The organism is Candidatus Methylomirabilota bacterium (assembly GCA_035315345.1).
Taxonomy (GTDB): Bacteria; Methylomirabilota; Methylomirabilia; order Rokubacteriales; family CSP1-6; genus CAMLFJ01.
Genome location: DATFYA010000100.1, coordinates 21,589 through 39,459 on the forward strand (window position 1 = coordinate 21,589; position 17,871 = coordinate 39,459).

The 17,871-nt window shown below is 68.3% G+C and carries 17 protein-coding genes, 3 tRNA genes, 1 other RNA gene and 2 pseudogenes; 8 read left to right on the top strand and 15 right to left on the bottom strand.

Annotated features, from left to right (window positions below):
• Window positions 1-2 precede the first annotated feature (2 nt).
• From rfbB to VKN16_13200, 3 genes are read right to left on the bottom strand one after another with little or no spacing between them, the layout of a single operon-like run.
• Window positions 3-1,001 carry a dTDP-glucose 4,6-dehydratase gene (rfbB, locus tag VKN16_13190; protein HME95160.1) on the bottom strand — a complete coding sequence of 333 codons (999 nt, stop codon included), beginning with the start codon at window positions 999-1,001 and terminating at the stop codon, window positions 3-5.
• On the bottom strand, window positions 998-1,552 hold the full coding sequence (locus tag VKN16_13195; protein ID HME95161.1) for a dTDP-4-dehydrorhamnose 3,5-epimerase family protein: 555 nt from the start codon (window positions 1,550-1,552) through the stop codon (window positions 998-1,000). The genes rfbB and VKN16_13195 overlap by 4 nt, the downstream gene beginning before the upstream one ends.
• Window positions 1,552-2,613 carry a glucose-1-phosphate thymidylyltransferase gene (locus VKN16_13200; protein HME95162.1) on the bottom strand — a complete coding sequence of 354 codons (1,062 nt, stop codon included), beginning with the start codon at window positions 2,611-2,613 and terminating at the stop codon, window positions 1,552-1,554. The genes VKN16_13195 and VKN16_13200 overlap by 1 nt, the downstream gene beginning before the upstream one ends.
• Window positions 2,614-2,758: 145 nt before the next feature.
• Here VKN16_13200 and VKN16_13205 point away from each other — a divergent pair.
• From VKN16_13205 to VKN16_13220, 4 genes and pseudogenes are all read left to right on the top strand, one after another.
• Window positions 2,759-3,064, top strand: a pseudogene (locus tag VKN16_13205) (rhodanese-like domain-containing protein).
• A 42-nt stretch (window positions 3,065-3,106) separates the two neighbouring features.
• Window positions 3,107-3,868, top strand: a pseudogene (gene moeB / locus VKN16_13210) (molybdopterin-synthase adenylyltransferase MoeB).
• A gap of 198 nt (window positions 3,869-4,066) precedes the next feature.
• On the top strand, window positions 4,067-5,278 hold the full coding sequence (locus VKN16_13215) for a PQQ-dependent sugar dehydrogenase (GenBank protein HME95163.1): 1,212 nt from the start codon (window positions 4,067-4,069) through the stop codon (window positions 5,276-5,278).
• Window positions 5,279-5,282: 4 nt separating this feature from the next.
• Entirely contained in the window at window positions 5,283-5,936 is a 654-nt protein-coding gene (locus tag VKN16_13220) for a c-type cytochrome (protein ID HME95164.1), read from the top strand.
• Window positions 5,937-6,083: 147 nt separating this feature from the next.
• Here VKN16_13220 and VKN16_13225 read toward each other — a convergent pair whose 3' ends face one another.
• The 6 genes from VKN16_13225 to VKN16_13250 all read right to left on the bottom strand — a co-directional run bounded on the left by VKN16_13225 (window position 6,084) and on the right by VKN16_13250 (window position 9,980).
• Entirely contained in the window at window positions 6,084-7,379 is a 1,296-nt protein-coding gene (locus VKN16_13225; protein HME95165.1) for an adenylate/guanylate cyclase domain-containing protein, read from the bottom strand.
• A 15-nt stretch (window positions 7,380-7,394) separates the two neighbouring features.
• Window positions 7,395-7,823: a pyridoxamine 5'-phosphate oxidase family protein gene (locus VKN16_13230; protein HME95166.1), complete on the bottom strand. Its 429-nt coding sequence runs from the start codon at window positions 7,821-7,823 to the stop codon at window positions 7,395-7,397.
• 23 nt (window positions 7,824-7,846) lie between these two features.
• On the bottom strand, window positions 7,847-8,314 hold the full coding sequence (locus tag VKN16_13235; GenBank protein ID HME95167.1) for a hypothetical protein: 468 nt from the start codon (window positions 8,312-8,314) through the stop codon (window positions 7,847-7,849).
• A gap of 19 nt (window positions 8,315-8,333) precedes the next feature.
• Window positions 8,334-8,639 carry a panthothenate synthetase gene (locus VKN16_13240; GenBank protein HME95168.1) on the bottom strand — a complete coding sequence of 102 codons (306 nt, stop codon included), beginning with the start codon at window positions 8,637-8,639 and terminating at the stop codon, window positions 8,334-8,336.
• Window positions 8,640-9,589: 950 nt separating this feature from the next.
• Window positions 9,590-9,666, bottom strand: a tRNA-Arg gene (locus VKN16_13245).
• Window positions 9,667-9,806: 140 nt separating this feature from the next.
• Window positions 9,807-9,980 carry a hypothetical protein gene (locus tag VKN16_13250; GenBank protein HME95169.1) on the bottom strand — a complete coding sequence of 58 codons (174 nt, stop codon included), beginning with the start codon at window positions 9,978-9,980 and terminating at the stop codon, window positions 9,807-9,809.
• A gap of 485 nt (window positions 9,981-10,465) precedes the next feature.
• On the opposite strand from VKN16_13250, the gene VKN16_13255 reads away from it, so the two are divergent.
• Both VKN16_13255 and VKN16_13260 read left to right on the top strand, forming a co-directional pair.
• Window positions 10,466-10,873, top strand: coding sequence for a response regulator (locus VKN16_13255; GenBank protein HME95170.1), 408 nt, complete (start codon window positions 10,466-10,468; stop codon window positions 10,871-10,873).
• A 125-nt stretch (window positions 10,874-10,998) separates the two neighbouring features.
• Window positions 10,999-11,235, top strand: a complete 237-nt coding sequence (locus tag VKN16_13260; protein HME95171.1) for a hypothetical protein — start codon at window positions 10,999-11,001, stop codon at window positions 11,233-11,235.
• A gap of 73 nt (window positions 11,236-11,308) precedes the next feature.
• Here VKN16_13260 and VKN16_13265 read toward each other — a convergent pair.
• From VKN16_13265 to VKN16_13280, 4 genes are all read right to left on the bottom strand, one after another.
• A tRNA-Pro gene (locus VKN16_13265) sits at window positions 11,309-11,385 on the bottom strand.
• A 41-nt stretch (window positions 11,386-11,426) separates the two neighbouring features.
• On the bottom strand, window positions 11,427-12,044 hold the full coding sequence (locus VKN16_13270) for a non-canonical purine NTP pyrophosphatase (protein ID HME95172.1): 618 nt from the start codon (window positions 12,042-12,044) through the stop codon (window positions 11,427-11,429).
• Entirely contained in the window at window positions 12,019-12,753 is a 735-nt protein-coding gene (rph, locus tag VKN16_13275) for a ribonuclease PH (protein HME95173.1), read from the bottom strand. The genes VKN16_13270 and rph overlap by 26 nt, the downstream gene beginning before the upstream one ends.
• An 11-nt stretch (window positions 12,754-12,764) precedes the next feature.
• Window positions 12,765-14,303: an N-acetylmuramoyl-L-alanine amidase gene (locus VKN16_13280; protein ID HME95174.1), complete on the bottom strand. Its 1,539-nt coding sequence runs from the start codon at window positions 14,301-14,303 to the stop codon at window positions 12,765-12,767.
• Window positions 14,304-14,445: 142 nt separating this feature from the next.
• Between VKN16_13280 and VKN16_13285 the strand changes: the two genes are divergently transcribed.
• Window positions 14,446-16,791 (top strand): xanthine dehydrogenase family protein molybdopterin-binding subunit, encoded by a 2,346-nt coding sequence (locus VKN16_13285; GenBank protein ID HME95175.1) that lies wholly within the window; start codon window positions 14,446-14,448, stop codon window positions 16,789-16,791.
• Window positions 16,792-16,888: 97 nt separating this feature from the next.
• Here VKN16_13285 and ssrA read toward each other — a convergent pair.
• Both ssrA and smpB read right to left on the bottom strand, forming a co-directional pair.
• Window positions 16,889-17,244: a transfer-messenger RNA gene (ssrA, locus tag VKN16_13290) on the bottom strand.
• 2 nt (window positions 17,245-17,246) lie between these two features.
• Window positions 17,247-17,708, bottom strand: a complete 462-nt coding sequence (gene smpB / locus VKN16_13295) for an SsrA-binding protein SmpB (GenBank protein ID HME95176.1) — start codon at window positions 17,706-17,708, stop codon at window positions 17,247-17,249.
• A gap of 76 nt (window positions 17,709-17,784) precedes the next feature.
• Between smpB and VKN16_13300 the strand changes: the two genes are divergently transcribed.
• A tRNA-Leu gene (locus VKN16_13300) sits at window positions 17,785-17,871 on the top strand.

Consider the following 17,871-nt stretch of genomic DNA (forward strand, 5'->3'; position numbering starts at 1 on the left):
CGCTACCCGGTCGCGTACTGGCTCTGGTAGTACTGGCGGAACGCGCCGGTCTTGATCGGCCGCCACCACGACTCGTGGCCGCGGTACCACTCCACGGTGGCGGCGAGCGCGGCGTCGAAGGTCGTGGCCGGCGTCCAGCCGAGCGTCTTGACCTTCCCGGAGTCGAGCGCGTAGCGGCGGTCGTGACCGGGCCGATCCGTGACCGGCCGGATCAGGCTCTCGGGCCGGCCGAGCAGCGAGAGGATCCGCCGGGTCAGGGCGATGTTCTCGACCTCGGTGCTGCCCCCGATGTTGTAGATCTCCCCGTCGCGGCCGCGGCGCAGCACCAGGTCGATCGCCGCGCAGTTGTCGAGGACGTAGAGCCAGTCGCGCACGTTCCGGCCGTCGCCGTAGAGCGGCAGCGGCTGGCCTTCGAGCGCGTTGGTCACGAACAGCGGGATGACCTTCTCCGGGTACTGGTACGGCCCGAAGTTGTTGCTGCTCCGCGTGATCAGCACCGGCAGCCGATGCGTCGTCCAGTAGGCGCGCACCAGGAGATCGGCGGCGGCCTTCGACGCCGAGTAGGGATTCGACGGGTTGAGCGGATCGGTCTCCCGCGCCGCCCCCTCCGCGATGCTGCCGTAGACCTCGTCGGTGCTCACCGCGAGGAAGCGACCCACTCCCAGCTCGCGCGCGGCCTCCAGCAGCGTGAAGGTGCCGGTCACGTTGGTGCGAAGGAAGTCGTCGGCGCCCCGGTTCGAGCGGTCGACGTGCGTCTCGGCCGCGAAGTGCACCACCGCGTCCACGCCCCGCATCGCCTCGCGCACGCGGGGGCCGTCGCAGATGTCGCCGTGCACGAAGCTGTAGCGGGGGTCGTGCTCGACGTCGCGGAGATTCTCGAGGTTGCCCGCATAGGTCAGCTTGTCCAGGTTCACCACCGAGTCACCGGGATGCGCGGCCAGCACGTGACGGACGTAGTTGGACCCGATGAAGCCGGCGCCGCCCGTGACCAGGATCTTCATCCCCGCGCGATGTCCCAGATCTCGGGCCCCGCGAAGTCCCACGGCAAGCGCCCTTCCTCGGTCTGGTCGGGATCGGGCGAGAACTGCGTGTCGACCAGATAGATGATGTGGCCCCGCGACGCGGCGAGATTCTTCACCCCGTGGGCCACTCCGGGAGGAATGGCGAGCAGGCGCGAGGTGCCGTCGCCGAGCACGATCCGGCGCTGCGCGCCCCGGCTCTTCGAGCCCTCGCGCACGTCCAGCAGGATCACGAGCATCTTGTCGCCGGGCGGCACGAACCAGACATCGGTCTGGCGACGGTGCACGTGGAACGCCTTGATGGCCCCCGCCTCCAGCTCGCTGTAGTTGACCTGCCGGCACTCGAAGCCGGGCAGCGCCGTCGCCATGCCCCGCTGCAGGCGGACCAGCTCCATGAACGAGCCCCCGTCGTCGGTGAAGCGCTTCAGCTCGACCAGCTGCACGCCGTCGATCACCGGCGGGGGGCCGTAGTCCTGGAGCGAGAACGCCCGCTTGGCCGCGTCGGTCAGCTCGATCGGGTCGTCGGCCGCCATCAGAGCAGCCCGACCTCGCTGCGGTCGCCCAGCATGAAGTTGAAGGCGCGGGGCTTGGCGGTCGTGCGATAGATCGACACGTTGCGCCCGATGAGGCTCGACTCGATCCGGCCGCCCACGTCGGTCACGCTGGCGCCCTCGAGCAGGATCGAATGCTCGACCTCGCTGGCCCGGAGCACCACCCGGTCGCCGATCGAGGTGAACGGCCCCACATAGGCGCCCTCGATCACCGCGTCGCGGCCGATGATGGCCGGCCCGCGCACGGTGCTCTTGACCACCCGCGCGCCCGCCTCGATCACCACGCGGCCGAGCACTTCGCTGTCGAACACGGTGCCGTCGTTGCGCGGCAGCAGCGTGTCGAGGATGATCCGGTTCGCTTCCAGCATGTCCTCGAGCTTTCCGGTGTCCTTCCACCAGCCCTCGATCACGTGCGGCTTCACCACGTGGCCCTTGTCGATCAGCCACTGGATGGCGTCGGTGATCTCCAGCTCGCCCCGAGCCGAGGGCTTGATCGCCTTCACCGCCTCGAACACGGTCGGGTCGAACATGTAGACGCCGACCAGGCCGAGGTTGGACGGCGGCTGCTTCGGCTTCTCGACCAGGCGGATCACCTGCCCGTCGCGCAGCTCGGCCACGCCGAACTGGGTGGGATCCGGCACCGAGGCGAGCAGGATCTGGCAGTTGGGCTTCTCGTCGCGGAATCGGCTGACCAGCGGCTCCAGGCGCTCGCGGATCAGGTTGTCGCCCAGGTACATGCAGAACGGCTCGCTGCCGAGGAACGGCTCGGACACCAGCACCGCGTGAGCGAGGCCGAGCGGCGCCTCCTGCTCGATGTAGGTGACCGAGACTCCGAAGCGACGCCCGTCGCCCACCGCGTCACGTATCTCCTGCCGGGTGTCGCCGACCACGATGCCGATCTCGCGGATCCCGGAGGCGGCCAGCGCCTCGATGCCATAGAAGAGGATGGGCTTGTTGGCGATGGGAACGAGCTGCTTGGCCGACGTGAACGTGATGGGCCGAAGCCGCGTGCCACGGCCGCCGGAGAGGATTAACCCTTTCATTTCGCGGCCGATTATAGCAGTCTTAGCCATCCGCGCAGGCCCGGCCGGCCGAAGTCCTAGATCCGACCGGAATTGGTGGTATTATCAACAGCGCGAAATTGCAGGGACATCGGGTGAGGAGCGGGACATGAAGACGCTGAAGGAGATGCTGGCCGACGCCCGGCAGGTCGTGCCCGAGCAGGGACCGGCCGAGGTCAAGAAGCGGATCGATGCGGGCGAGCCGCTGGTCCTGATCGACGTGCGTGACCCGGACGAATACCGCGACGGCTTCATCGAGCCGGCGACCAATATCAGCCGTGGCTTCCTCGAGTTCCGTATCGGTGGCGCGGCGGCGGATCCGGCGACGCCCATCGTGCTCTACTGCCAGAGCGGTCTGCGCTCCATGCTTGCGGCCAAGGCGCTCAAGGACCTTGGCTATGAGAACGTGACCAACCTGCAGGGCGGCTTCCAGAAGTGGGCGCAGTCGGGTCTGCCCGTGGTCAAGGACCGCCCGATGAACGCCGATCAGATCCAGCGCTACAGCCGGCACTTCCTGCTGAACCAGGTGGGCGAGAAGGGCCAGCGAAAGCTGCTGCGGTCGAAGGTGCTGCTGATCGGCGCGGGCGGGCTCGGCTCGCCGACCGCGCTGTACCTGGCCGCGGCCGGCGTCGGCACCATCGGCCTGATGGACGGCGACGTGGTGGACGTCTCCAACCTGCAGCGCCAGATCCTCCACACCACCGCCAACGTGGGGCGGCCCAAGGTGGACTCGGGCACCGAGATGATTCGCGCCCTGAACCCGGACGTGAACGTCATCCCGCTGCCCACGCGCATCGACGTCGACAACGTGCTGGACATCATCAAGGACTACGACCTGGTGGTGGACGGCTCGGACAACTTCGACACGCGCTACCTGGTGAACGACGCCTGCTACCTCGCGGGCAAGACCAACGTCCACGGCTCGATCTTCCAGTTCGAGGGCATGGCCACCGTGCTGGCCCCGAACCAGGGCCCCTGCTATCGCTGCCTCTATCCGACGCCGCCGCCGCCCGGCCTCGTCCCCAGCTGAAGCGAGGCCGGCGTCCTGGGCGTGCTCCCAGGCATCATCGGAGTAGTACAGGCCACCGAGACGATCAAGCTGCTGCTCGGCGTCGGTGAGCCGCTGATCGGGCGTCTGCTCACCTACGACGCCCTCGGCATGCGCTTCCGCGAGGTCAAGCTGCGTCGCGACCCGAAGTGCCCGCTCTGCGGCGAGCACCCGACGATCACGGATCTCTCGATCCACCGCGGCGCCGCCGACGCGTGCGCGGTCGGCGACAACGGCCATGCCGCGGATGCGGAGACCGCCGCGGCCGCGAAGGCCCGCGCCTAGACCTCCGGGATCACGCTCCGCGGCGGAGCTTGATCGGGTACCTGGTCTCCCCCATAATCGCCCCGGGTATTGTCGTCAACGGCCCAGAAGGAGACAGCCACCATGCGTGCCATCCACTCGCTCGTTGCCGTCGTGACATTCGTAGCGCTTGCTGCGCTCTGCATCGTGGGCGCCCCCCTGGCCCAGCAGAAGCCTCCCGAAGAACCCGGCTGGGCGAAGGGCCGTCCGAAAACCGACGAGGCGATGAAGATGGCGCCGGTGCCAGCGTTCCCGGTCCCGACGCCGGTCGATCAGCTGCCGGTCAAGAAGTTCAAGCTACCCCCGGGCTTCAAGGCCGAGGTGTGGGCCTCCGGCGTGCTCGACGCGCGCGGCCTGCGCCAGGGCGAGAAGGGCAACGTCTTCGTCAGCACGCTGTTCGTCGCCAACAAGGTCTACGTGATTCCCGAGCAGGGCAAGCACGAGGCGAAGGCGATCATCGAGAACATGCCGCTGGCCGCCGGTATCGAGATCCACAAGGGCAGCCTGTACCTGGCCACGAACACGAAGATCATGCGCTACGACAACGTCGAGGCCAACCTCGACAAGCTGGGCGAGCCTACCGTCATCTACGACAAGCTGCCCGGCGGCGAGGACCACAGCTGGAAGTATCTCCGTATCAAGGACGAGAAGCTCTACTTCGAGGTCGGCGCGCCGTGCAACATCTGCGATCCGGGCGAGTGGGCCAAGATCTACCGCATGAACCTCGACGGGTCGGGCCTCGAGACGATCGCCTCGGGCGTGCGCAACACGGTGGGCTTCGACTTCGACCCGAAGACGGGCTACCTGTGGTTCACCGACAACGGACGCGACTGGTTCAGCGAGGAGCTGCCCAACGACGAGCTCAACGTCGTCACGCAACCGGGCAAGCAGCACTTCGGCTACCCGTTCTGCCATCAGGGCACCATCCCCGATCCGGAGTTCGGCTGGGGCAAGTCGTGCGCCGACTTCGTCAAGCCTGCGGCGCTGCTGGGGCCGCACGCCGGCTCGCTCGGCCTGAAGTTCTACACCGGCAAGATGTTCCCGGCCAAGTACCAGGGGGCGATGTTCATCGCGCTGCACGGCCCGTGGAACCGCACCAAGAAATACAACGGCGTCTACGTGGCGTGGCCAGACGGCAAGGGCGGCGCAAAGGTCGAGCCGTTCATGACCGGCTTCGTCGAGAACAACACCTACCTCGGCCGGCCGGTGGACTTCCTGGTGATGAAGGACGGCTCGCTGCTGGTGAGCGACGACCACGCCGGAGCGATCTACCGGATCAGCTACAGCGGCAAATGATCGAGTGACCGGGCTGGCCCGCCTTGCCCTCTGCACCGTGACCGCGATGGCGCTGGCCGCATCGGCCGGCGCCCAGACGAAATCGCGGAGCGGCGGCAAGGCGGCCAGCCCTCCCGCCAATCCTTACCCGCAGCGCTTCCAGGCGGTGTGCGCGGCGTGCCACGGCGCCAATGGGCGCAGCGACGTGCCGGGCACGCCGGTGCTCGCCGGTCAGCACTCGTTCTACGCGGCCACGCAGCTGTTTCTGTTTCGCGAAGGGCGGCGCAGCAACGAGGCGATGACCGCGGTGGCGAAGACGCTGACCGACGCCGACTTGCGCGGCTTCTCCGACTTCATCGGCACGCTACCGCCGGTGGCGCCGCCCGTGCCGGCCACTGCGCCGGACGCCGCGCGCATGAGCCGGGGCGCCGAGCTCGCGCAGAAGCACAAGTGCGTCTTCTGCCACGGCGCCGACCTCGCCGGCGGCCAGCAGGTGCCCCGCATCGCCGGGCAGCGGGAAGACTACCTGCAGATGAGCCTGCAGGGCTTCAAGACGGGCCGCCGCCCCGGCTACACGATGGCGATGAGCGAGGCGGTCAGCCAGGTGAGCCCCGAGGAGCTCGACACCCTGGCGTACTACGCGGCGCGCTTCACGCGCCCGAAGGCCGCCGGTAACTGACCTTCCGCAGCGAGCCGGATTGGTGGCGCGCGAGATCGATTTGATCTGAATTAGACGCGTTGTGCCGGATTGACCTTGTTCACCAGCACCTTCGGCCTTCCCGAGCCACCTGGGCCGCCAGGGTACAGCTCGGGAAGATGAAATACGTCAGGCGGGATCCCGGAGCCTCAGGACGTTCAGCGGCTTCACCGGCCTCGCCAGGCCCTTCACAGCGAGGAGCCCCATTTCCTCGACCTCCAGGAGATTCTCCACCTCCGGGAGGAGCCGGGGCGAGATCAGGATCTGGCCGGGCTTGGCCTCCCCGCAGAGGCGTGCGGCCAGGTTGGTCACGGTACCGATGGCGCCATAGTCCCAGCGCCCCTCGAAGCCGATGGCACCGATCGTGGCGAATCCCTTGGCGATGCCGATCCCGAGGTCGAGCTCGTAGCCCTTGCGATGCCAGCGGACCGCAAGCTCGGCGGCCCGGTCCCGCATGGCCACCGCCATCCGCACCGCGCGTTCCGCGGCGTCCGGCATCGGGAGGGGATCATTGAAGAAGATCATCATCCCGTCGCCCGTGAATCGCTCCAGCGTCCCCTCATGGGCCAGGATCAGCCGACCCATCTCGCCATGGTACTCGTGCAGCACCCCCATCACTTCCTCGGGCTCGGAGGTCTCCGCGAAAGCGGTGAAGCCACGGAGGTCGAGGAAGACGACCGTGACTTCCCGCCGGTGCGTCTTCAGAGGATCGTCTGCGCCGCCACGGATGATCAGGTCGGCGAGCTGGGGCGAGAAGAAGCGCTTCAGGCGGCCGAGCTGCTCCACTATCTGGTAGGTACGGGCGTTGTCGATAGCGGTCGCCGCCTGGTTGCCGACAATACGCAGGAGAACCTCGTCCAGCTCGTCGAAGGCGTTCGGCGTTCGGCTCTCCACCGCGAGGACGCCGACGAGGCGATCCTTGACGGTAAGGGGCAGGGCGAGCTGGCTCTGCACGTCCGTCAAGCCGGGCAGGACGGCCGGGGCCTCGGCGGGGCCGACCTCGCCAGAGGATTCCATCCGCGCCCGCACGGTCTTGAGGTAGCGCATGCTGGCGCCGATGTTCCCGATCCGCATCATCCTCCGGCGCTCGCCGACGACACCGATCACTCCCTCCCCCAGCCGCACCTGGGCGCCGGCGCCCTGCTCTGCGTAGCCGCGGGTCGCCGCGACCCGCAGGACGTTGTCGGCCACGTCCTTGAGGAGGATCATCGAGTGCGCGAACGCCAGAACGTGATCCATGGCCCGGAGGATGATCCCGAGAACCTCGTCGAGGTCCAGCGTGGAGGTGATCTCCGAGGAGATCTGTTGGATGATCCGGACCTCGTTGGACTTCCTGGCGAGGTCGCGGTTCAGCCGGTCGATCGCCTGCTGGTTCTCGGCGATCTGCTCCCGGAGCCCGGACGTATCGCTAGGGTCCGCAGACACTCTGGTCGGGCAGCCTCAGCGAGCCCTGGGGATCTCAGCCAGCGGGATGCGCTCCCCGACGGCCTTCGAGACGGCGGTGACCCGGAAGACGTCGGCAGCCCGCAGCTTGAAGATGCCCTTCATCCCGACCATGGAGGCGATGGCCTCGATCTGCATCTCCATGATGTCGAAGATCGGCCCGCTGGTCTCGGATCGCACGAACTCCAGCTCGAGGTCCCACGCCTCGAACGTCTCGGGGCTGATCACCCAGGCCATCGCCCTCGGGTTCTCCTCGAGGTTGCGCTTGGTCTTGTTGAAGAACTGGTGGGAGAGCGCGACGTGATCGGCGTCCACGTAATAGACCTGGGAGATCGCGCTCGCGTTCGGCGTGCCGTCGTGCGAGCACGTCACGACATGCGACGGGATCACGCCCTGCATCGCCGCCTTGATGTCGTCCGGTAGGATCGCCATGGCGCGCGGTGCTCCTGTCAGGACAGGAGGGTCCCAGCGCCCGGGCCGGGGGTCTGCAGGAACACCTGCTCCGCGCGAAACGTGATCGCCACGCCCGGCGTTATGGCAAGACCCAGGGCGAGCGGCCGAGCAATCGCCTCAGGGTAGCCGGCCTCCAGGGCGGACTCCAGCAGCGCAGCGCGGCGGGCCTCCTGGCGGGCCCGGTCGGTGTCATCCGTAGGCCGGGAGGAGATGTACGTTCCCTTGAGCTGGTATGACTCGTGGCTGGCGAGCGCGAGGCCGACCGCGATCCGACCATTCCCGGTCAGGTCGCGCAGGACACGCCCGGAGCGGGCGGTGGGGACGAACACGGTCACCGTCTGCCGGTCGTCGTGGACCACTGCCCCGACCGCCACGGTGTGCGCGGGGCGGAGTGCCTCGTCCCGGCTCCCGATCTGGATCCACGTCGGGCCGTGCAGGACCTCGACCACGCGATCGGGAATCATGCGCTGGTCGATCCCGCCGCTATGCCCACCGCTTGCCCAGCTCCCCGAGCCCCGCCTTCGCCAGGTCGTCGGGGCTCATGACGACTCTGAACCGGCAGTCGGCGTTGAACTTCAGGAAGAATGGCTCGGCGAACCGGGGGATATCGGAGGGGCTGTCGAGCTCGATCAGCAGAACGGCGCCGCGGCGGCCGTCCTGCTCCGAAAAGTAAACTGCCTGCGGCTTGAGGCTGTCGAGAATCTTGCTCAGGGTGTCTCCCGCAGTCCCGGCCCGAACCAGGCTGTTGAATGGCTCGTGAGGGATGTCGACGTGGAGCAGCATCTTCATCTATCACCGTCCAGTGGAGAGGTGCGCTCTCGTCTGTTAATCACGGAATCGGCCCCATTCGGCGGATACCTGCCGCACATACTAGCGGAACCTCGGAGGGCGCACAAGATCGTGCGCTTCATGTGCACCGTCTAACCGAACAACCACGCGCCGTCGGGCCGCCGAAGGGAACGAAATGCTCGACCGCCCAGGCTCGGCCCAGGCGGTCGATTTCGGTGGTTGCCGGGATGGATTTGCAGAATGCTACACGGCGCTCTCTACGTACTGCATCGATCTGGTCTGCTAGGCACTTGACGAAACTCCGAATTCCGGATTCCGCCGCAGGCATTCCCATCGGTAGCGGTACTCGTCCATGTTGTCGCGCTCCTTCGGCGCGCGTCTGCCACGTCCACTAGCAACTATCCGTCGGCTCCCTGCAACTCCCTAGAGGAGAGGAGGCTCCGGGTCAGCGTGTGCTGCCACGCGCCGACCGCATTCGGTACGAGGAGGTCGCGACAGATTTGCTTCAGCACTACAAGACAACTGGTTCTCGGGACCTCGTCGAGCCCTCCAGTGATTCGCAAGCTTCGGGAAAGCGGCGCTCCGCAGGGGTTCTTCGAGTGGGAGCAGTATCAGAAGGTTCGGCGGCATCTTCCCACCGATCTCCAAGTGGCGATCACCATCGCATACACATTTGGGTGGTGGATTCAGAGCGAGGTACTCACCCTGGAGCGCCGCCAGCTCGATCTCAGGGCAGGTACGCTGAGACTCGAGCCGGGCACCACCAAGTGCCGGCGTGCCCGAGCGCGTGGCCATGAAGGTCACGGGTCACAAGACCCGATCGGTCTTCGACCGCCATCACATCGTGAGCCCGGCCGATCTCCAGGATGCGACACGGCGACTCTCGGGCATAACGATGGGCATAACAGACACTGATGCGAAGAACCCGAAGCGATAAGCCCTTAGAATATTGGCGCGCCTGGAGGGATTCGAACCCCCGACCCTCGGCTTAGAAGGCCGATGCTCTATCCAGCTGAGCTACAGGCGCAGCGCGTAGTTACGATACACCAGCACCGGGCCGAGCTACCGGGCCGTTGGGAAGGCGGCTGCACCCTGCCGCAGCGGCTCAGAACGCACACGACTGCCGCCCCGGCTGCGCGCAGAAGCGGTACTGGACCGTGCCGGTCATCACGACCGCCTCAGCAGGCTCAGCGAGAACGACATGTCGTTCGTCACCGCCGCCTGGTGACAGATCAGGCAATCGCCGGGGAGCTGGAGCTTCAACGGCTCGGCGGTCAACGGATCGAAGCCGCCGAACGTCCAGTCCTGAGCCAGACCGAGCGCACCCGGCGAACAGCACACCCACCGGACACTCCTTGAGGCTGGGGTCTCGCCTCATCGCGTCCACCGCATCCGGGGAGGCGTACAGATCTCTCGACAGCCCGTCGACGCAATCGATGACCGCGTCCTTGATCACGCGGTCTGGTAGCGCTGCGGATAGAGAACCGCGGGAGGTGACTGGGCCGCCGCCGACCCGATCGACAGCGCACCCACCAGCAACACCACGCGAGCCCACATGGTTGCCCGCCACATCTTACCTTCCCTTCGCCACCGAGCGCGAGTCGGTCCGGGGCGGGTCGCGCTCCTGACGCCTCGGCCGCGCGTCCTTCACCTGGTGCAGCCCCAACCCGGCCCCCCGCGGATGGCCCATGCCGCCCGCGCCCGATTGACCCTGGATGGAGTCACTTCCCGGTAAGTTCGTCACGTCTTGGCCTCATCCCGGTTGGCGAGGGTGCGTCATCGCGCGGAAACGGCGCTGGCACACGAAGTGCTCGGGATCTCGTTGCATGGACGACCGGACGAACGGTGGGCACAGGCTGGACGCCGATCTTTCGGGCGTCCACGTCCTGATCGTCGAGGACACTCCCGACTCGCGCGAGGTCCTGCGCGTCCTCCTCGAGTACTGCGGGGCGGAAGTTCGCACCGCCGAATCCGCCGAGGAGGGCAAGCGCCTGCTCGGGGAAGAGCGTCCCGATGTCATGCTGAGCGACATCGCGATGCCGGACAACGGCATCGAGCTGATCCGAGCCGTCAAGGCATCCGCGGACGAGCGGGATTTGCAGATACCGGTGATCGCCATCACTGCGTACCGCGATCGTCGCCCGGAGCTGCTCGCCGAGGGCTTCGACGAGCTGCTCGAGAAACCACTCGATCCGGTGATCCTGTGTTGCGCGGTGAAGCGGCATATTCACTGAGACAGGCGCAAAAACGGAATACAAACAGTAGGCACAATATGTGGGTTGACAGGCGAGCGCGCCCACGATAGGCTGCGCTCATCATCATTCATACCGGCTCGGAGATGACGACAGCAAGCGAGGGCGTGAGCGGCGCTCTGCCCCGAGAGAGCGTCAACCTCTCGGCCGAAGATCTCGTCATCGAGCTGCGAACCTCCCGCACCGATCTCGCCAGGCTGGTGGAAGCGGCCGTCCGCGACCACCCCACCCGGATCATCGTGCCCCAGCGCAGCGTCGACGCGTGGGAGCGCCGCGAGCCGGAGACCTGGCTGAAGGTGAGCGGCTGGCTCACCGCCCGTGGCATCAAGATCGTTCAAGTCTAGCTGGCTCCCTGCCTCGAACCGCCGAACATTCGTCGGTGAAGCGCCAAGCGTAGACTCGTGGTGGGAGGTGAAGTGGTCGGGGTGAGAGGATTTGAACCTCCGACTCCCTGCTCCCAAAGCAGGTGCGCTACCGGGCTGCGCCACACCCCGATGTCAGGCGGGAGCAGTATACGCTTGGCCGATCGGCGGCTTCAACTCCAGCGCTGCAGCAGCTCGCGCGCGAGCGCCATCGCGCGGCCCCGATGGCTCACCGCATGCTTGGCTTCCGGCGTGATCTCGGCGAACGTGGCGCCGAGCGGCGCGTAGTAAAACAGCGGATCGTAGCCGAAGCCCCCCGTCCCGCGCGGCGTGTCCAGCAAGACGCCCTCGACCATGCCTTCGACGGTGGCCTCGCGGCCGTCGGGCGCGGTCACCGCGATCACCGCGCGATATCGGGCGGTGCGCCGCGCGGGCGGAACGTCCGCGAGCTCACGCAGCATGAGCGCGTTGCGGTCCGGATCGGTGAGCCCTTCACCGCCGTAGCGTGCCGACAGCACGCCGGGCCGGCCGCCGAAGGCGTCCACCTCGATACCGGAATCGTCGGCCAGCGCCATCTCGCCGGTCGTGGCGGTCACCGCGCGGGCCTTGCCGAGCGCGTTCTGCGCGTACGACGCCTCGCCCTCGGGCGGGAGGACCACGCCCGGGTAGGCGGAGAGGTCGCGGATCCGGTAGGGCAGGTCGGCGAGGAGCTCGGCCAGCTCCCGGCCCTTGGACCGGTTGGCCGTGGCCAGAACCAGGAGCGGGTCAGAGGGTGAAGCGCTTGTCGCCACGCGCCTCGAGGGCCCGGCGCTGCAGCGTGATCAGCCGGGCGATCCCGTCGCCGGCCAGCGCCAGCAGCTCGTCGAGCCGGGCCTTCGGGAACGGGGTCTGCTCGGCGGTCCCCTGCACCTCCACGAAGGCGCCCGCCCCGGTCATGACCACGTTCATGTCCACCTCGGCGGTGGAATCCTCGACGTAGTCCAGGTCGAGCACGGGCCGGTTGCCGACCATGCCCACGCTGATCGCGGCCACGCAGTCACGCAGCGGCGAGCCGGCCAGCGTGCCCGTCTTCTGCAGACTGCCGATGGCGTCGGCCACCGCCACGAACGCCCCGCTGATGGCCGCGGTGCGGGTGCCGCCGTCGGCCTGGATGACGTCGCAGTCCACCCACACCGTGCGCTCGCCGAGCTTGGCCATCTCGACGACCGAGCGCAGCGAGCGGCCCACCAGCCGCTGGATCTCCTGAGAGCGGCCGCTCGGTCCGCCGCGCTCGCGCGACATGCGCGTGTTGGTGGAGCGCGGGAGCATCCCGTACTCGGCGGTCACCCAGCCCTTGCCCTGTCCCTTGAGGAAGGGCGGCACCTTGTCCTCCACCGATGCGGTGCAGATGACCTTGGTGTCGCCGAATTCGACGAGCACCGACCCCTCCGGATGGCGCAGGTAGTCGCGCGTGATCGTCACCGGCCGCAGCTGATCCGGCCGACGACCGTCGTGTCGCAGGTGCACGGGGCTCATCGCGGCGAGAGGCTCGCGGGAGCGGACCGGGCCGGCGCGCTCTGCGCGGTGCGCATCCGCTGGTCGTAGCGGCGCTTGTACTCGGCGAGCCCGGTGTAGATGGCGCGGGCCAGAGCTTCGCGATGCTCGGCGGTTCCCAGCTTCTTCTCCTCCTTGCGATTGGTCAGGAAGCCGATCTCGATCAGGATCGCGGGCATCGCCGCCCCGCCCAGCACGTAGAACCCCGCCTGCTTCACCCCGCGGTTGACCAGGCTCAGCGACTTGCTCATCGAGTCTTGCACGGTCTCGGCCATGAAGCTCGACTCTTCCTGGAACTCGGACTGCGCGAGGTCCCACAGGATGCTCTTCAGCATGTCGCCGCGCTGCCGCGAGCCGCCGCTGCCCTCGAGCTGGACCACGCCGTTCTCGACCGCGGCCACCTGCCGCGCCACATTGTCCGAGGCCTCGGACGAGAGGAAATAGGTCTCCACGCCTTCCGAGACCGCTTGCGGGTGGGCATTGGCGTGAATCGACACGAAGAGGTCCGCCCGATGCTTGTTGGCGAAGTTCGTGCGCTCGCGGAGGGGCACGAAGACGTCGGAATCGCGGCTCATGACGACCTTCACCCCGAGACCGGATTCGACCCGCCGCGCCACCCGCCGCGTCACATCCAGGACGATCTCCTTCTCCATCAGCCCGCTCGGTCCCACCGCGCCGGTGTCGTGGCCGCCGTGGCCGGCGTCCAGCACGATCAGCTTCAGCGGCTGCATCTGACCGCTGCGCCCCGGCTCGCTGCCGGGCTCCCGCGGCCGGTACACATCGAGCACGAGGCGATAGGGATCGACCAGCGTGGTGTGCTTGACCTCGCCGGCGGTACCCTCCAGCATCACGCGGAGCACCGCGACGCCGTCCGCCGGCTCGAGCCGGACCTCCTGGACGAGGCCGTCGCCGATCTCCTCGACGCGGGAGTCGCTCAACGAGAGGCCAGGAAGGCGGACCCGCACCTCCTCGTCGGTCGACACCACCGCGTAGGCCAGCTTGGCGCCGGTCTCGATCACGATGCGAGTGAAGCTCGGATAGGACCGGTAGCGCATCTCCTCGAGCGGCACCGATCCCTGGACGGTCCTGGTCTGCGGCTTGCGGCTCTCCGAGACGGCGACGACCGAGACGCCCGCGCTCAGACGCGGCAGCCCCTTGCTCAGAAAGTCGCGCGAGACGAGCCAGCTGTGGCCCACGACGCGCGCCGCCGAATCCAGCGCGATGGTCTGCCCGGCCACGCGCGCGCTGGACTGGCCCCGCACGAACTCCGCGGTGTGCTTTCCGATGGTGAGGGTCGCCCGATCTCCCTTCACGTGCCACGCGCCCTTGAGCATGGCGGCGAGGCGATCGGGGGCGATGTAGGCGGCGCCGTCGTCGGTGACGGTGATCGGGAGCGTGCCGCGGTTGCCGGCGCGGTCCTTGATCTCGACCGATTCGGGGCGCGCAGCGTGAGCCGAGCCGACGAGGATCCCCATCAGCGTGAACAGCAGAACGGCGGCGGTCAGTCGTCGCATCATGGCCCGGGCGCGCGGCACCGCCATTCTAGCAACGGAGCGCGGAGGCGGCGAAGGAGGAAATTGTGATAGGCTTCGCGTCCGTGGCGCTCCACCCTCTCGCGTTCGTCGGGATCGATCTCCCCGCGGTGCTCGCCGCCCGCTGATGGGCCAGTTCGGGATCGGCCAGTCGGTCAAGCGATTCGAGGACGTCCGGCTGCTGCGCGGCGAGGGGCGGTTCCTGGGCGACGTGAGCCTGCCCGGCCAGGCCCAGGCGGTCATCCTCCGCTCGCCCCACGCGCACGCGCGCATCGTCTCCATCGACGCGGCCGCCGCCCTGCGGGCACCGGGGGTGCTCGCGGTCTTCACGGGCGCCGACGTGGCCCGCGACGGCCTCGGCACCATGAAGATGACGCTCAAGCGCACGCGCCCGGACGGCTCGCCGATGTTCGCGCCGGCCCACCGGGGGCTCGCGGTGGAGCGCGCGCGGCACGTGGGCGACCCGGTGGCCCTCGTGGTCGCGGAGACGCGCGCCCAGGCCGAGGATGCGGCGGACCTGGTGCGCGTCGACTACGAGGCCCTGCCGTCCATCACCGACACCGGCCTCGCCGCGCAGCCCGGCAGCGCCCCGGTCTGGGACGAGTGTCCGGACAACGTCTCGAACCTCCACCAGGCGGGAGACAGGGCGACGACCGACGAGGCCTTCGCCAGGGCCGCGCACGTGGTGCGACGGCGGTACGTGATCACCCGCGTGCACGCCCAGTACCTGGAGTCACGCGGGGCGCTGGGCGTCTACGATCCCGGCGAGGACCGCTACACGCTCTACGCGGACGTGCAGTATCCGCACCGGGTGCGCAACGCGCTGGCCAGCAACATCTTCAAGATCCCGGAGCACCAGATCCGCGTCATTGCCGGTGACGTGGGCGGCGCCTTCGGGACCAAGGGCTGGCAGTACGCCGAGCACCGGCTCGTGCTGTGGGCGGCGCGCAAGCTCGGCCGGCCCGTCAAGTGGCAGTCCGAGCGCCGCGAGGCCATTCCCGCCGACGAGCACGCGCGCGACAACGTGAGCGAGGCCGAGCTGGCCCTCGACGCGCAGGGACGCTTCCTGGCCCTGCGGGTGCGGACCTACGCCAACGTCGGCGCCTACGTCTCCTCGGACCGCAACCTGCTCGCGACGTTCAGCAACATCGCCACCCTGGTCGGGGTGTACACGTTCCCCGCGGCGCACGTCGCGGTCTACGCCGTGCTCACCAACACCAACGCCACCGCCCCGTATCGAGGAGCGGGCCGGCCCGAGGCGACGTATGTCATCGAGCGCCTCATCGACGACGCCGCGCGCGAGCTGGGGATGGATCGCCTCGCGCTCCGCCGCGCGAACCTGATCCCGGCCTCGGCGATGCCGTATCGCACCGCGCTGGGCGTCACCTACGATTGCGGCGAGTTCGAGCGCTGCATGGACGCCGCGCTCGAGCTGGGGGACGTGGCCGGCTTCGAGGCGCGCCGAGAGGCGTCGCGGGCGCGCGGCCGGCTGCGCGGGCTCGCGGTGGTGAACGCGATCGAGCGGGCCGCCGGGCCGCAGCCCGAGTTCGCGGAGATCCGCTTCGCGCCGAGCGGCAGCGCGACCATCTTCATGGGCACGAAGAACCAGGGGCAGGGCCACGAGACCACGTTCAAGCAGATCCTCCACGAGCGGCTGGGGCTCGATCCGGCCGACGTGCGGTACATCGACGGCGACACCGATCGGGTGGCCTTCGGCATGGGCACCATGGGCTCGCGCTCGACCGTGATCGGGGGGACCGCGCTGTGGACCGCCGCCGAGAAGGTCATCGCGAAGGGACGCAAGATCGCGGCCCGTCTGCTCGAGGCCGCCGAGGCCGACGTCTCGTTCGGTGACGGCAAGTTCTCGGTGGTGGGCACCGACCGGGCGCTCGCGCTCAAGGAGGTGGCGCGCGCGGCGTTCCAGCCCGCCCAGCTGCCGCCCGGGCTCGAGCCCGGCCTCTACGAGACCGGGACCTTCGCGCCGAAGCAGGACACCTGGCCGAACGGCTGCCACGTGTGCGAGGTCGAGGTCGATCCGGACACCGGCGACGTGACGCTCGAGCGGTACGCGATCGCCGACGACGTGGGCACGGTCATCAACCCGCTCACCCTCAAGGGCCAGATCCACGGCGGCGTCGCGCAGGGCGTGGGCCAGGCCTTGATGGAGCAGGTGGTCTACGAGCCCGACTCCGGCCAGCTGCTGACCGCCTCGTTCATGGAGTACGCCATGCCGCGCGCCGACACGTTCTGCGACATGGCGATCGAGAGCCATCCCGTTCCGACCGCCCTGAACCCGATCGGAGCCAAGGGCGCGGGCGAAGCGGGCACGGTCGGCGCGCTGCCCGCGGTCATCAACGCGGTGATGGATGCGATCGCGCCCCTCGGCGTGCGCGAGCTGGACATGCCCGCGAGCAGCGACCGGGTGTGGCGCGCCATTCGAGACGCGCAGCCGGATCCGCGGGCGCGCGCGTAGCCCCCGCGTCGTCTCCGGCAAGCGCAGCGGGCGCTGGCCTCGAGCGGTGAAGACGGCACCGCCCTTCGGGTCTCAACCCCGAAGGGCGGCGCCACGATGGTGGAGGCGGTGGGCATCGAACCCACGTCCGGAAACCCTCGGCAACAGGCATCTACATCATTAGCCGGTTATCCCGTGCGTCTCGCCTCTCGGCCCCCCAACCGGCCGGGTCACCGATCAGCCAGCTCCTGTAGGTCTCGCTCCTCACCCCGGAGCAGGGCTTGGAGCCAGTCACCGGTATATGACGTCCTGACCCGGACCCCGATGACGCGATCCGGAGGACGCTAGCGGGTGTTAGGCCGCCAGGGCTAGCTGATTGTCGGCAGCTATAACCGTGCCCCCAGTTTTACGAGGAGAGAGCACCTCGTGATGCCGCCTGTGCGTCACTGATCCCCGTCGAAACCAGTCGCCCCCTTCTACGCCCGCTGTCGGGCGCGTGTTTCCTTCTCCATTTCCCGCCGGCTTTCGCGCTCCCGGATGCTCGCGCGCTTGTCGTGGAGCTTCTTGCCGCGGGCCAGGCCGAGCTCGACCTTCGCTCGCCCCTCCTTGAAGTATAGACGAAGGGGAATGAGGGTCAACCCGCGCTCGGCGATCTTGCCCAGCAGGCGGGAGATCTCGCGTCGATGGAGCAGCAGCTTGCGCTTGCGCTCGGGATCGTGGTTGGCGTCGGTACCGTGGTGGTACGGGCTGATGTAGCACCCGATCAGCCACGCCTCGTTGTTGTCGATGGCCGCGTAGCAGTCCTTGAAGTTGACCTGCGACTCGCGCAGCGACTTGACCTCGGTGCCCCGGAGCACGAGGCCCGCCTCGTACGTCTCGAGGATGGAGTAGTCGTGGAACGCCTTGCGGTTGGTCGCGATCGCCTTCTCGCCCGCCATGGTCGCTCAGCGCCGAGGGGCCAACGGGCCCCTTGACTTCATAGGGCCGGTCCGTAAGATGAAATCCTTGCCTCGGGCCGAAGTGGCGGAATTGGCAGACGCGCATGATTCAGGGTCATGTGCCCGCAAGGGTGTGGGGGTTCGAGTCCCCCCTTCGGCACCA